The organism is Citrobacter sp. S46_ASV_140, from assembly GCF_018919545.1.
GTDB classification, from domain to species: domain Bacteria; phylum Pseudomonadota; class Gammaproteobacteria; order Enterobacterales; family Enterobacteriaceae; genus Citrobacter; species Citrobacter braakii.
This window is the reverse complement of record NZ_JAHLRC010000096.1, coordinates 1-13,425: the sequence shown is the minus strand read 5'-3', so window position 1 is coordinate 13,425 and position 13,425 is coordinate 1. Positions and strand designations below refer to the sequence as shown.

At 50.4% G+C, this 13,425-nt stretch carries 12 protein-coding genes and 1 other RNA gene; 8 read left to right on the top strand and 5 right to left on the bottom strand.

The genetic code is table 11. The features are described 5' to 3' along the window. A partial coding sequence (locus KQJ19_RS18510; RefSeq protein ID WP_216403963.1) for a hypothetical protein occupies positions 1 to 739 on the bottom strand: 739 nt, incomplete at its 3' end. A 376-nt stretch (positions 740 to 1,115) separates the two neighbouring features. After that, the gene (locus tag KQJ19_RS18505; protein ID WP_216403962.1) at positions 1,116 to 2,003 is read right to left on the bottom strand and encodes a LysR family transcriptional regulator; all 888 of its coding nucleotides are present in this window, start codon (positions 2,001 to 2,003) and stop codon (positions 1,116 to 1,118) included. A gap of 122 nt (positions 2,004 to 2,125) precedes the next feature. Here KQJ19_RS18505 and KQJ19_RS18500 point away from each other — a divergent pair, with 122 nt between their 5' ends. Beyond that, entirely contained in the window at positions 2,126 to 2,977 is an 852-nt protein-coding gene (locus KQJ19_RS18500; protein WP_181220491.1) for a Vmh family MBL fold metallo-hydrolase, read from the top strand. A gap of 67 nt (positions 2,978 to 3,044) precedes the next feature. Here KQJ19_RS18500 and KQJ19_RS18495 read toward each other — a convergent pair whose 3' ends face one another. The 3 genes from KQJ19_RS18495 to KQJ19_RS18485 form a co-directional block, all read right to left on the bottom strand. Continuing rightward, complete coding sequence (locus KQJ19_RS18495; RefSeq protein WP_029139522.1) at positions 3,045 to 3,233, bottom strand: YdiH family protein; 189 nt, start codon at positions 3,231 to 3,233, stop codon at positions 3,045 to 3,047. A gap of 77 nt (positions 3,234 to 3,310) precedes the next feature. Next, on the bottom strand, positions 3,311 to 3,721 hold the full coding sequence (menI, locus tag KQJ19_RS18490; protein ID WP_016152900.1) for a 1,4-dihydroxy-2-naphthoyl-CoA hydrolase: 411 nt from the start codon (positions 3,719 to 3,721) through the stop codon (positions 3,311 to 3,313). Next, positions 3,718 to 6,774: an FAD-binding and (Fe-S)-binding domain-containing protein gene (locus KQJ19_RS18485; protein ID WP_216403961.1), complete on the bottom strand. Its 3,057-nt coding sequence runs from the start codon at positions 6,772 to 6,774 to the stop codon at positions 3,718 to 3,720. Before KQJ19_RS18485 ends, menI begins: the two co-directional genes overlap by 4 nt. Positions 6,775 to 6,987: 213 nt before the next feature. Between KQJ19_RS18485 and ydiK the strand changes: the two genes are divergently transcribed. The 7 genes from ydiK (at position 6,988) to aroD (ending at position 13,332) form a co-directional block, all read left to right on the top strand. After that, a complete protein-coding gene (gene ydiK / locus KQJ19_RS18480; protein WP_016156362.1) occupies positions 6,988 to 8,097 on the top strand; it encodes an AI-2E family transporter YdiK in 1,110 nt (369 codons plus the stop codon). Between the two features lie 184 nt (positions 8,098 to 8,281). After that, positions 8,282 to 8,389: antisense sRNA RprA (gene rprA, locus KQJ19_RS18475), an RNA gene on the top strand. A 158-nt stretch (positions 8,390 to 8,547) separates the two neighbouring features. Continuing rightward, on the top strand, positions 8,548 to 8,904 hold the full coding sequence (locus KQJ19_RS18470) for a YdiL family protein (RefSeq protein WP_016156361.1): 357 nt from the start codon (positions 8,548 to 8,550) through the stop codon (positions 8,902 to 8,904). Positions 8,905 to 8,952: 48 nt separating this feature from the next. After that, positions 8,953 to 10,173: an MFS transporter gene (locus tag KQJ19_RS18465; protein WP_080858721.1), complete on the top strand. Its 1,221-nt coding sequence runs from the start codon at positions 8,953 to 8,955 to the stop codon at positions 10,171 to 10,173. Between the two features lie 240 nt (positions 10,174 to 10,413). Beyond that, on the top strand, positions 10,414 to 11,649 hold the full coding sequence (locus KQJ19_RS18460; RefSeq protein ID WP_049281891.1) for an MFS transporter: 1,236 nt from the start codon (positions 10,414 to 10,416) through the stop codon (positions 11,647 to 11,649). Between the two features lie 21 nt (positions 11,650 to 11,670). After that, entirely contained in the window at positions 11,671 to 12,537 is an 867-nt protein-coding gene (gene ydiB, locus KQJ19_RS18455) for a quinate/shikimate dehydrogenase (RefSeq protein ID WP_016156358.1), read from the top strand. Between the two features lie 36 nt (positions 12,538 to 12,573). Then, positions 12,574 to 13,332, top strand: a complete 759-nt coding sequence (aroD, locus tag KQJ19_RS18450) for a type I 3-dehydroquinate dehydratase (RefSeq protein ID WP_216403960.1) — start codon at positions 12,574 to 12,576, stop codon at positions 13,330 to 13,332. The last annotated feature ends 93 nt before the right edge of the window (positions 13,333 to 13,425 follow it).

Here is a 13,425-nt window from a genome sequence, read left to right as displayed (position 1 = left end):
GCCCGTAGGCAGGGGTTATATTATTTTCAAGCTGATAGATGATGGATAAAATAACATTTAAGTTATATCGTGTTATTTGATTATGTTCGGTTGCAAAGGATGAACTGGTTTCCACAAGATTGAAATGATTATATTCCTGCAACAGTGCTAAATTTGGCGCAATCTCAACAGGAAACTGTTTATCATTTGGTGAGGTGAAAAGATAGATATTCGCAGTTTTATGTTTATCTCTGTAGATAACATCCTGCAGCATATTATCCAGCTTATTAATATTCGCTGGCGAGATGGTGCCCATCATCTCTTGTCCGACGTGCGTCCAATATCCTTTTGCAACATAGCTACCGATGTAAAACTGGGGGACTGCTGTAATGATGTTCCGAATGTTGTGCTTAATGCCGTAATACATCGACATCGACCCGCCTTTGGAAGCACCAAGAATAGTCGTGTTAGTGGGTTTTACAAAATCAATCACCCCCTGCATGAGTAGACTAACCCCCTGCTCAATATCGAAATTCATTTTATTACACAAGTAATAAGCTGGCAGACCGCCAAAATCATCTTTAATCCATAGAATTGCAGAATGGCAATGGTCAAGCATGACAAAGTCATAGATGGTAGCATCCGGGATATTAAACCCAGACATGACAATCAACAAATGCCGACAATCTCTGGAGGCCGGTTTGAATCGATAGTGAATCGGTGTCTGATTTTTATAATTGAAAACAAGATTCTCTACCATTATTTAAACCCGGTTAACGTTTCACGGTGACCAGAACAGCACACACAGTAATGATTTACCAAAGGGTCTGTTCTGCATTCTCTGTGCGATATAAAGCGGTTATGATTCTTTAAACTTAAATGTCACCACGGCTATTTTTTGACAACACCGGTCTGCAGACTCACGGCAAGTAGGTACAATCCCGTTCGGGCACTACGTGAAGACAACAAAAAACCCTTAAGGCTGCTTGCTGGCAGGCTTAAGGGTTCCGGCCCCATCCGGCGCTTATCTCCGGCACTCACGATGGCTTAGCTCTTGAAGGGGCGATAAGAATAATCTCACTTCCGGATATGTTTTGTTTAACACAAATTGCGATTTGACTATTTTATAAGCGTATTCAATCAATTATTAGGCGCTGTTTTTCACTGAGCGCGTCCAGCAACAGGCGCAGTCCTGCAGGTTGATGCTCCCGCGAAAGATATAAACCATAAATTGGCAGGCTTTTTGGTTGAAGCTCGGGCAAGAGTCTAACCAGCTTTCCCTGTGCCAGCCCTTCCCGCGCCTCCAGTTCCGGCACCAGCGCAATACCCGTTCCCACCAACGCCGACTCACAGAGCAACGAAGAGATCCCGGCGCTCAAATTGCCTTTAATCGCAACAGCGGCAGCCCGCCCCTGGGCATCCAGAAAGTGCCAGGATTTTCCGGCAAACCCGCTGTAGTAGAGACAATTATGCCGCGTAAGGTCGTCGATAGTCTCAGGAGTGCCATGTTGATGCAGGTACTCGACAGACGCGCACAGTACCGATTTACAGTCGCCAAGGCGACGGGCAATAGTTCCAGGTTCAGGGTTTTCCGTTATACGGATCGCCACATCAATGCGTTCTCCCACGAGGCTTACCGGTTGATTATTGATCTCCACCTCGATACGCAGTTGCGGATACTTCGTCAGAAACGCGGGCAGTACCGGCGCTAAAATATGCATAGCTGTAAAATGCGCACAGGCCACACGTAGCGTGCCAGAGGGAGTTTGCGCGGCGCTGGCGGCACCAATATCCAGCGAAAGCTGCGCCAGAGAACGCGTTTTCACTAATGCCTCTTCACCCGCTGGCGTGATCGTCAGACGGCGCGACGAGCGATGGATAAGCCTTGCACCCGCCCATTTCTCCATCTCGTCGAGGTAACGACTGACCATCGGACGGGAAAGCCCCAGCGCACGCGCGGCGGCGCTCAGACTGCCCAAATCACAGATATGGTTGAATACCGTTGCCGCCATCACTCTGTCCATTGCATCCCATCCGATCGTTTTATGAAACTCAGCATGTCCTAATAAGGGAATTCTAACAGATCCGAATTTCCTTAAAATACAGGAACTATCAAAAGACAATTTCCTGCACAAGGATACCTGGCATGAAAGTTAAAACGCTGGCCCTGCTGTTACCTCTGTTCGCCTCTTCAGCCTTTGCCGCGACGCTACAGCTGGACGTCTACAATCCACAGGACAAGGCTATTTTCCCGGTCTCTTCAACGCTGGTTTCAGGACCGAAAGAAGCAATATTGTTTGACGCACAGTTCAGTACTAAAGATGGTGAACAGCTGGTGCAGATGATTCGCGCCAGCGGTAAAACGCTGAAGGCCATCGTGATCACCTCCGGCGATCCGGATTTCTATTTCGGACTGCAGCCTATCGTCAAAGCCTTCCCACAGGTAAAAGTCCTGGCAACACCGCACGTAGTAGACCATATCCGTGCCACCAAAGAGGCCAAACTGCAATTCTGGGGTCCGCAAATGAAGGATGGCGCACCAACATCGCTCACCGTTCCGCAAGCAACAACGCAAACGCATTTCACGGTTGATGGTGAAACGCTGGAGCTGCGCCACCCTAATGATTATGCAGCCTATGTCTGGATCCCGGCGAACCGTGCCATTATTGGCGGTACCGGCGTGGCGTCTGGTATACACGTCTGGACGGCGGATACGCAATCTGCAGAACAGCGTAGCGCGTGGCGTAGCGTACTGGGCGAAATGCAGAAGTTACAACCCACCCAGGTGGTCCCGGGGCATTACATCGGCGAACGCCCTGCGGGCGATAAAGCGATTCGCTTCACACAGGGCTATCTGCAATCGTTTGAGCAGGCGTTAGGGGCGAAGAAAGGTTCGGATTATGTGATTAAAACCATCACCGCGGCATGGCCAGGTCTTGCAGACGCAAGTTCTCTGGAGCTAAGTGCGAAGGTTAATACTGGTGAGATGAAGTGGTGATTGAGATTTAACGCAAAAAATAACCCCGAACGCGTGTCGGGGTTTCATTACGATAAGCATACCGGAATCAATGAACGCCCATGCGCCAGGCAAAATAGATCTCTTCTTTTAGTTCAGTCGAAGAAAGCGTCAATAAATCCGCGAACTCCAGCTCTAACTGTTTCAGTCTTTTCAGGTACTGAGCTGGTGAAAGATCGGTTTTATCACGACGTAAAAACTCTATTGCCAGTTGGGCCGGGTCTAATTGGGTAGACATATCATCCTCGCTTGTGTTCAAAACCTGCACAGTATAACACCATTCCCTGTGCAGATAATGACCAAAAGCAATATGCATCACAAAATTGCTGTCGTCAGACGCGACGTACAGCACAATCGTCCCTGCTCATCGAAGATTTCGATTTGCCATACCTGATGACGGGAGCCGGTATGCACCGCGCGACATACCCCTCTGACGCGCCCTTCCCGCGCCGAGCGAATATGGTTGGCGTTGACCTCCAGGCCCACCACTTTTTGCTCACCCTGAGTACACAGGTAGCCAGCCACCGAACCAATGCTCTCAGCCAGCACTACGGACGCGCCGCCGTGCAGCAAACCAAATGGTTGTTTAGTACGGTGGTCTACCGGCATTGTGGCTTCCAGCGTGTCATCGCCAATGTGCACAAAACGAATATCGAGCAGCCCAACCATATTTCCTTCACCCATGGCGTTGAGCGCTTCGAGTGTGACTTCACGTTTCCAGATCATCCTATAATCTCCAGCAGTGCCTGTAATGGATGGCGAACGCCCGTGCCTTCAACGCGTTTAACCTGACTGCGACAGGAGTATCCGGTAGCCAGACAACGGTTACGCGGCAATCGTTGCATTGCCTGGTGCCATGATAGCTCATAGATCCCCAGTGAGTTCTGATGATTCTTCACTTCGTGGCCATAGGTGCCCGCCATACCACAGCACCCTACGCTGATGTTCTCCAGCTTTGCACCAAAGCGGGCAAAAATAGCCGCCCACTGAGCAGGCGCGCCCGGCAGGGCCGTCACTTCGGTACAGTGTCCAAAGAAGTACCACGGTTCACCGCCCACAGCGACTGGCGGCTGTGACTCCACAACCGTCGATAACCATTCGTTGGCGAGTAACACATGGAAATCGCCCCGCTGTTCCCCGAGCGCCAGTTTGTATTCATCGCGATAGCAAAGCACCAGCGCCGGATCGACACCCACCATCGGAATATTCAGCTTCGCCACCCGATTGAGAAACTCAGATGTTTTCTTTGCGGTTTTAGCAAAACGGTTTAAAAAGCCCTTAATATGCTGGGCCTTGCCGTTTGGCGAAAACGGCAACAGTACCGGCTGCAAACCCAGCTTTTCAACCAGACGTATAAAATCAGCCACCACCTGTGCATCGTAATAGCTGGTGAACGGATCCTGCACCACCAGCACCGTACGGGCTTTTTGCTCAAGGCTGAGTAATTCGAGCTGTTCCAGCGTCATATTAGCGGAACGATGGCCAACTAACTGACGTTGAAGCGACGGCGCAGACAGCAGCGGTAAGTCGACCATGCCGATGTGCTTTTTAGCCAGATTACGCACCAGCGGCTGGTTGATGAAGAAGTTAAACGTGTTGGGCGCCCGCGCCATTAACGGCGCATAACTCTCAACGGTCGCCACCATGTGATCGCGCAACGGCCGCAGATAACGCGTGTGATACAACTGCAGGAAGCGTGAGCGGAACTCCGGCACATCGATTTTAATCGGGCACTGTGTGGAACAGGCTTTACACGCCAGACAACCCGACATTGCCTCTTTCACTTCGTGCGAGAAATCGTATTCGCCTTTGCGCGCATGCCAGCTATTGCGGGTACGGGCAATCAGCGTACGTAAACTGGCACGTTTTTCCGGTAGCTCTTTTTCCAGCTGTAGCGGGTCAATCCCGCGATCTGCCAACAGACGCAGCCATTCACGCACCAGCGTAGCTCGCCCTTTCGGTGAATGGATGCGGTTGAGGTTGATTTTCATCGACGGACACATCGGGCTTTTCGCATCAAAGTTAAAGCATAACCCGTTGCCGTTACACTCCATCGCCCCACGCCACTCCTGGCGTACGGCCAGCGGGATCTGACGGTCATACGTTCCGCGCTTCACCGCGTCCACTTTCATCATCGGCGCATCAACATCCTCCGGTGGACAGATTTTGCCAGGATTGAGCCGGTTTTGCGGATCAAACACCGATTTCACTTTACGCAGTTCGCGATACAGTTCCTCACCGAAGAACGCCGGGCTATATTCTGCACGAAAACCTTTCCCGTGCTCGCCCCACAGCAGACCGCCATATTTTGCCGTCAGCGCGACAACATCGTCAGAAATGCGTTTCATCAGCACTTCCTGCTGCGGGTCGCACATATCCAGCGCCGGTCTGACGTGCAGCACGCCTGCATCCACGTGACCAAACATGCCGTAACTCAGGCCGTGGCTATCGAGCAGAGCACGGAACTCGGCAATATAGTCAGCCAGATGTTCCGGCGGAACGCAGGTATCTTCAGCAAACGGAATCGGCTTCGCGGCCCCTTTTGCATTCCCCAGCAGACCGACGGCTTTTTTACGCATCGCGTAAATGCGTTCGACGCCTGCCAGCTCGGTACATAGCTGCCAGCCTATAACGCCCGCTTCCTTACGCGCGATTAAGCCATCCAGCCGTTCGCACAGTGCGCTGACTTGCGAATCAATCAATGCTTCATCGTCACCGGCAAACTCCACAATATTCAGACCCAGCATCTCTTTATCCGCCACATCGGTAATCAATTCACTTACCGAGTGCCAGACAATATCTTCCCGTGCCAGGTTAAGCACTTTGGAGTCGACGGTTTCTACCGACAGCGCGCGCGCTTCCACCATCACCGGGGCATTACGCAATGCCGAGTCGAAAGAGTCGTACTTAACGTTAACCAGTTGTCTGACTTTGGGTAGCGGCGTGATATCCAGACGGGCTTCGGTGATAAACGCCAGCGTTCCTTCAGAGCCAGTAAGAATGCGGGTTAAATCAAATTCGGTCATCTCATCGTTAAAGACGTGCCGCAGATCGTAACCGGTCAGGAAGCGATTAAGTTTCGGGAATTTATCAATGATCAGCTGTCGGTTGTCGCGGCAACGCTCATAAACCGTCTTGTAGATGCGGCCAATAGTGGTGTTGCTATTACCCAGCGTTTGGGCAAGTTCGACCGGCATTGGCTGGGTATCAAGAATATCGCCGCCCATCAGCACCGCGCGGATACCCAGCACGTGATCGGAGGTTTTACCGTAAACCAACGAGCCTTGTCCGGATGCGTCGGTATTGATCATCCCACCCAGCGTTGCCCGGTTACTGGTGGATAACTCGGGGGCAAAGAAATAGCCGTAAGGCTTCAGAAACTGGTTGAGCTGGTCTTTTATCACCCCGGCTTCGACCCGCACCCAACCTTCCTGCGCATTGATTTCAATGATGCGGCTCATATAGCGGGACATATCAACAATAATGCCCTGATTCAGCGCCTGACCGTTGGTTCCGGTGCCGCCGCCGCGTGGGGTAAAAATCAACGAAGAGAAAAGAGGTTCCGCCGCCAGACGAGCGATGAGCGCCACATCTGCGGTTGAACGAGGGAATACGACAGCATCAGGAAGCAGCTGATAAATACTGTTATCCGTCGACATTGTCAGACGATCGGCATAGCTCGTTGCCGTATCGCCCGTAAATCCTTGCTGCTCCAGTGCCTGCAAAAAATTGAGCACCAGTTGAACGACACCTGGCGCCTGAGAAATTTGTGGAATCATTATAGTGACCCTTTCCTGCGGTCTGTGTTGTGAATTTAATCGTTTGCGTGTTGCTTTGTTTGTTGTATCACATTTTTTTCTAATACGCTCAGCAGATTTACAGGCAGAATCCGCCTGTTAAAAACCGCCGAAATTGCTCATCATTACAGGGTGTCATTTAAGTGTTCACGTCGCGTCAACGTTCTGGCGCAAAGACAAAGGTGAAAAGTATTTATGGTAAATTTCCGCCAGCCCAAGGATATTGCACAAGTGCTGCTATCGGCGCTGTTTTTAGCCGTCATGATTGTGGCCTGTCTTTGGATTGTTCAGCCCTTTATCCTCGGTTTTGCATGGGCGGGGACGGTGGTCATTGCGACCTGGCCGATCCTGCTACGCTTACAAAAATTGCTCTGGGGCCGTCGCTCGCTGGCCGTGCTGGTGATGACCCTGCTGCTGGTGCTGTTGTTCATCATTCCTATCGCGCTACTGGTCAATAGCATTGTTGATGGCAGCGGGCCATTGATCCATGCCGTAACCGCAGGCGATATGACCCTGCCGGATCTGGCGTGGCTGAACAGTATTCCGTTGGTCGGCGCAAAATTGTATGCCGCGTGGCACAGTCTGCTGGATATGGGCGGCGCGGCCATCATGGCCAAGGTTCGTCCTTATATCGGCACGACGACGACCTGGTTTGTTGGCCAGGCTGCTCACCTTGGCCGCTTTATGATGCACTGTGGTCTGATGCTGCTGTTCAGCGCCCTGCTGTACTGGCGCGGTGAACAGGTGGCGTTAGGTATTCGCCACTTCGCTTGTCGCCTGGCATCCAAACGTGGCGATGCCGCCATTCTGCTGGCAGCACAAGCCATTCGCGCCGTCGCATTAGGCGTTGTGGTCACCGCGCTGGTGCAGGCAGTGCTCGGTGGCATTGGTCTGGCGGTAACCGGCGTGCCGTACGCCACGCTGCTGGCGGTATTGATGATCCTGTCTTGTCTGGTGCAACTGGGGCCATTGCCGGTGCTGGTCCCGGCCATTATCTGGCTGTACTGGACGGGCGATTCTACCTGGGGCACGGTGCTGCTGGTGTGGAGCGGCGTGGTCGGAACGCTGGATAACGTTATTCGCCCGATGCTGATTCGCATGGGGGCCGATTTGCCGCTGATCCTGATTCTCTCAGGGGTCATCGGCGGACTGATTGCCTTCGGCATGATTGGTCTGTTTATCGGCCCGGTGGTACTGGCCGTGTCCTGGCGTCTGTTCTCCGCCTGGGTAAACGAAGCCCCTGCGCCAGGTAGCGATCCCGACGAAATCCTCGAAGAAATTGCTGAAATCGAACGCAATAAGTAATCCCACGTCAGGCGGCACCGCCGCCTGATTGTTTAACATTGCTAATCAATTCCGCCCACTTACTGAATAAGACCCAACGTTATCCTTCTTTAAATACTCATTTTCTTCGCAAATTATTTACAGTTTTTAAACTATTGAGATGAATCTGATCGACGTAAAAAATCAGTATGCCTACTATTAGCCCATGGCTTTAGATCAACACATTGATTTATAAGCATGGAAATCCCCTGAGTGAAACAACGAATTGCTGTGTGTAGTCTTTGCCCATCTCCCACGATGGGCTTTTTTTTGTCCTTCGCGCGCCTCGCCACCAGCCTTACCGCACCACAGCTCCCCTCTTCCCCGTTGATAAACAAATAATATTGCACAAGATACTGTGACTCTCTTCAAGCCGAAATATCCACAGCAATGTTATTACTATTCCACCGTCTTTTATGAGGTGATCAAATAATGAACGCATTAGAACTCCAGGCTATCCGCCATATTTTTGCTATGACGGTAGAAGAAAGCGCTATGTATATCTCGCGGGATCACAATGTTGCCGCCTGGCAACAATGGGAGAATGGCGAAAGGGAAATCCCGGAAGACATCACGCGCATTTGTGCAGAAATGAAAGCCAGACGAAAGTTAAGAATTAACGCCATTATCGAAAAAATAAATAACCGTATCGGTAATAACACCATGCGTTTCTTTCCCGATCTGATCTCTTTTCAGGCGGTTTATCAGCACGATGATTTTCTCGACTGGAAAATCTATCAATCGGCCGCTGTTGAACTGTATGCCCACGATCTTGAGCGTTTGTGTTAAGAGACCGCAGCGCCACACTCATTTAGCCTCTTCGCTGAGTAACATATTATGAAAAACACCTATTTCTCCACTGCGATAGGGCTGTACTTTAATTACCTGGTACACGGCATGGGGGTCATTCTGATGAGCCTCAATATGTCTTCACTGGAACAACAGTGGCACACCGATGCCGCAGGCGTCTCAATTGTTATTTCCTCACTCGGCATTGGCCGTTTAAGCGTGTTATTGGTGGCGGGCATGCTTTCCGATCGCTATGGCCGCAGACCGTTTATTATTTTCGGCATGGCCTGCTACCTGCTGTTCTTTGTAGGCATCATCAATACTCACAGCATTTATATTGCCTATGCTTTTGGATTTTTAGCCGGAATGGCAAACAGTTTTCTTGACGCCGGAACCTACCCCAGCCTGATGGAGGCGTTTCCCCGCTCTCCCGGCACGGCTAATATCTTAATTAAAGCGTTTGTTTCCATCGGTCAGTTTCTGCTGCCGATGATTATCAGTCTGCTGGTGTGGGCAGAACTTTGGTTTGGCTGGTCCTTCCTTGTGGCGGCCGCGGTAATGCTAATTAATGGCGTATTTTTGTTTCGCTGTCGATTCCCGGCCCATCCTGGGCATCAAGCCCCCCTCAAGGCATTACCTGTTGAACAGAAAAGCATACAATCTGAACATCGTTGTTCTCTTCTCGATCTCGCCAGTTACACTCTGTACGGCTACATCGCCATGGCGACATTTTATCTGATAAGCCAGTGGTTAGCACAATACGGACAGTTTGTCGCCGGGATGTCCTACACTTTATCGATCAAGCTGTTAAGCATTTACACCTGCGGTTCTCTACTGTGTGTGTTGATCACCGCGCCACTGGCACGAAAGACGGGGCGCGCAACCTCTCTGTTAATGCTGTACACCTTTATCTCATTTATCGCCTTGCTGATGGTTTGCCTGCATCCGTCGATCTACATGGTGATCGTCTTCGCGTTTGTCATCGGTTTCTCTTCAGCCGGAGGCGTTGTACAAATCGGTTTAACGCTGATGGCCGCACGCTTTCCCGATGCGAAGGGCAAAGCTACCGGGATTTACTACAGCGCGGGCAGCATTGCGACCTTCACCATCCCACTGATAACGGCAAGACTCTCGCAGACCAGCATTGCTCACATCATGTGGTTTGATACCGGCATAGCCGCGGTAGGCTTCCTGTTAGCATTGTTTATTGGCTATCGCAGCCGTATCACGACAAAGCAGCAACTAAACATGGCGACGGTCGTAAAATAACGCGGATGCAATATTGTTCTCCCCCGCTGCAAAATAATTGGTCGCGGTTTTAAAACTTCAGCAAAATGTTGGTTGAAAGAATTAAGTTTCACAGTTGAGCATGCAACATACCTGGTAACTTAAACGCCATGCTATGTAGGCACAATATCAGCGCCCCGGTATATTAATCACAAGGTCGCCGCAATTTAAACAAAATCGACGAGCACAGAACAATTTTAAAATCCGCAAGGAGTTGTGAACATGTCTCAAAATAAGACCTTTAATACGCCATTTCTTTTGGCGATAACCTGTATTTATTTAAGTTATTTTTTACACGGCATTAGCGTCATTACACTGGCGCAAAATATGAGCTCTCTCGCAGAAAAATTCTCCACTGACAATGCTGGGATAGCCTATTTAATTTCCGGCATTGGTCTTGGTCGCCTGGTGAGTATTTTATTCTTTGGCGTGCTCTCAGATAAATTTGGTAGACGGGCTATCATTCTGTTAGGGGCAATTCTGTACATGCTGTTTTTCTTCGGCATTCCCGCCAGCCCGAATCTGATGATTGCCTTTATTCTCGCTGTTTGTGTCGGCGTCGCTAACTCGGCCCTGGATACAGGTGGCTATCCGGCTTTGATGGAATGCTTCCCTAAGGCATCTGGGTCAGCGGTTATCCTGGTTAAAGCGATGGTCTCATTCGGGCAGATGATCTACCCCATCGTCGTCAGCACCATGCTGCTTAACCATATCTGGTACGGCTATGCGGTCATTATCCCGGGAGTACTGTTCGTCGTCATAACGTTGATGCTGCTCAAAAGCCGTTTCCCCAGCCAGATGGTGGATGCGGGCATTGCAAAAGAGCTACCACAGATGAACAGTAAACCGCTGGTCTGGCTGGAAGGCGTAGCCTCCGTTATGTTTGGGGTGGCCGCATTTTCGACCTTTTACGTCATCGTAGTCTGGATGCCGAAATACGCGATGGCATTTGCCGGCATGGCAGAAGCCGACGCGCTGAAAACCATCTCTTACTACAGTATGGGATCGCTGGTCTGCGTGTTTATTTTTGCTGCACTGCTCAAGAAAATGGTTCGACCCATTTGGGCGAATGTGTTTAACGCCGGGCTGGCAACCCTCACCGCAGCGGTTATCTATTTATATCCATCCCCATTGGTGTGTAACGCCGGTTCATTTCTTATCGGGTTTTCTGCCGCAGGCGGTATTTTACAGCTCGGCGTTTCGGTGATGTCAGAGTTTTTCCCCAGGAGCAAAGCCAAGGTCACCAGTATTTATATGATGATGGGGGGCGTAGCCAACTTTATTATCCCATTAATCACCGGATACCTTTCAAACATTGGCCTGCAGTACATCATTTTGCTGGACCTCGCATTTGCTTTGCTGGCCTTCATCACCGCCATCATCGTCTTTATTCGTTACTACCGCGTATTTGATATTCCCAAAAATGATGTGCGGTTGGGCGAACGTTATTTTCAATAAATTGCTTAGAAGGAGTATCAAATGGACGTAACTGCAAAATATGAACTGATTGGTCTGATGGCCTACCCTATCAGACACAGCTTGTCGCCTGAAATGCAAAATAAGGCATTAGAAAAAGCGGGATTACCTTTTACCTACATGGCATTTGAAGTCGATAACTCCACGTTTGCTAATGCGATTGCCGGGCTGAAGGCTTTAAAAATGCGCGGTACCGGAGTCTCGATGCCCAACAAGCAACTGGCATGTGAATATGTTGATGAATTAACGCCTGCAGCCAAACTGGTCGGTGCGATTAATACTATCGTCAATGATGATGGTTACCTGCGCGGCTACAATACTGATGGCACGGGGCATATTCGCGCCATCAAGGAAAGCGGTTTCGATATCAGGGGTAAAACCATGGTACTGTTGGGCGCAGGCGGCGCGTCAACGGCCATTGGCGCCCAGGCGGCGATTGAAGGCATCAAAGAAATCAAACTCTTTAACCGTCAAGATGAGTTCTTTGCCAAAGCGCAGGAATTCGCCAAACGTGTTAATGAAAATACCGATTGCGTGGTCACCGTTATCGATCTCGACGATCGACAGGCTTTTGCGGACGCACTGGCCAGCGCGGATATTCTGACCAACGGTACGAAAGTGGGAATGAAGCCGCTGGAGAACGAATCTCTGGTGACCGACGTTTCCCTGCTACGCCCGGATCTGCTGGTGACTGAATGCGTCTACAACCCGCATATGACCAAATTATTGCAACAGGCACAACTTGCCGGTTGCAAAACGATTGATGGTTACGGCATGTTGTTATGGCAAGGGGCTGAACAGTTTAAACTCTGGACCGGGAAAGATTTCCCTCTTGAGTATGTGAAACAGGTTATGGGTTTTGCAGCCTGATGGGCAAGCATTTGTAAAATATTTAAAGGGTAATCGATGAAAACCGTAACCGTAAAAAACCTCGTCATTGGCGAGGGTGCGCCGAAGATCATTGTCTCACTGATGGGTAAAGACATCGCAACGGTAAAAAGCGAAGCGCTGGCCTATCGCGAGGCGGATTTCGACATTCTGGAATGGCGCGTTGACCATTTCACTGAGGTGTCCTCCGTTGATGCCGTACTGGAAGCTGCACGCGCCATCCGCGATGTGATGGCTGACAAACCGCTGCTGTTCACCTTCCGTAGTGCCAAAGAAGGTGGTGAACAGGCGCTGGCTGTCGAAAACTATATTGCGCTAAACCGTGCGGCGGTAGATAGCGGTCTGGTCGATATGATTGACCTGGAGCTTTTCACCGGTGACGAACTGATTAAAGCCACCGTCGAATATGCACATGCAAAAAATGTCGCCGTCATTATGTCGAATCATGATTTCCATAAGACGCCAGCGGCACAAGAGATTGTCCTGCGCCTGCGTAAAATGCAGGAGCTTGGCGCTGATATCCCGAAAATCGCCCTGATGCCGCAAAACAAAGCGGATGTATTGACCCTGCTTGGCGCCACGCTGGAAATGCAGGAACGCTATGCCGATCGCCCGATCATTACCATGTCGATGGCCAAAACAGGGGTGATTTCACGTCTGTCCGGTGAGGTTTTCGGTTCAGCGGCAACCTTTGGTGCGGTGAAAAAAGCCTCTGCCCCTGGGCAAATTTCGGTCACCGACCTACGTACCGTTTTGACCATATTGCATCAGGCATAATAGTACCGTTTATCCATATTAATATCAGTAATACCCTGCCCCAGATATTCGCTTAATCACGAATATCGGGCAGATGGCCGGACATTATTAAAT

Bases quoted from the DNA above. Each gene is read 5' to 3' on its own strand.
- KQJ19_RS18505 (WP_216403962.1), bottom strand. From the start codon at position 2,003: ATGGACAGAGTGATGGCGGCAACGGTATTCAACCATATCTGTGATTTG.
- KQJ19_RS18500 (WP_181220491.1), top strand. From the start codon at position 2,126: ATGAAAGTTAAAACGCTGGCCCTGCTGTTACCTCTGTTCGCCTCTTCA.
- KQJ19_RS18495 (WP_029139522.1), bottom strand. From the start codon at position 3,233: ATGTCTACCCAATTAGACCCGGCCCAACTGGCAATAGAGTTTTTACGT.
- menI (WP_016152900.1), bottom strand. From the start codon at position 3,721: ATGATCTGGAAACGTGAAGTCACACTCGAAGCGCTCAACGCCATGGGT.
- KQJ19_RS18485 (WP_216403961.1), bottom strand. From the start codon at position 6,774: ATGATTCCACAAATTTCTCAGGCGCCAGGTGTCGTTCAACTGGTGCTC.
- ydiK (WP_016156362.1), top strand. From the start codon at position 6,988: ATGGTAAATTTCCGCCAGCCCAAGGATATTGCACAAGTGCTGCTATCG.
- KQJ19_RS18470 (WP_016156361.1), top strand. From the start codon at position 8,548: ATGAACGCATTAGAACTCCAGGCTATCCGCCATATTTTTGCTATGACG.
- KQJ19_RS18465 (WP_080858721.1), top strand. From the start codon at position 8,953: ATGAAAAACACCTATTTCTCCACTGCGATAGGGCTGTACTTTAATTAC.
- KQJ19_RS18460 (WP_049281891.1), top strand. From the start codon at position 10,414: ATGTCTCAAAATAAGACCTTTAATACGCCATTTCTTTTGGCGATAACC.
- ydiB (WP_016156358.1), top strand. From the start codon at position 11,671: ATGGACGTAACTGCAAAATATGAACTGATTGGTCTGATGGCCTACCCT.
- aroD (WP_216403960.1), top strand. From the start codon at position 12,574: ATGAAAACCGTAACCGTAAAAAACCTCGTCATTGGCGAGGGTGCGCCG.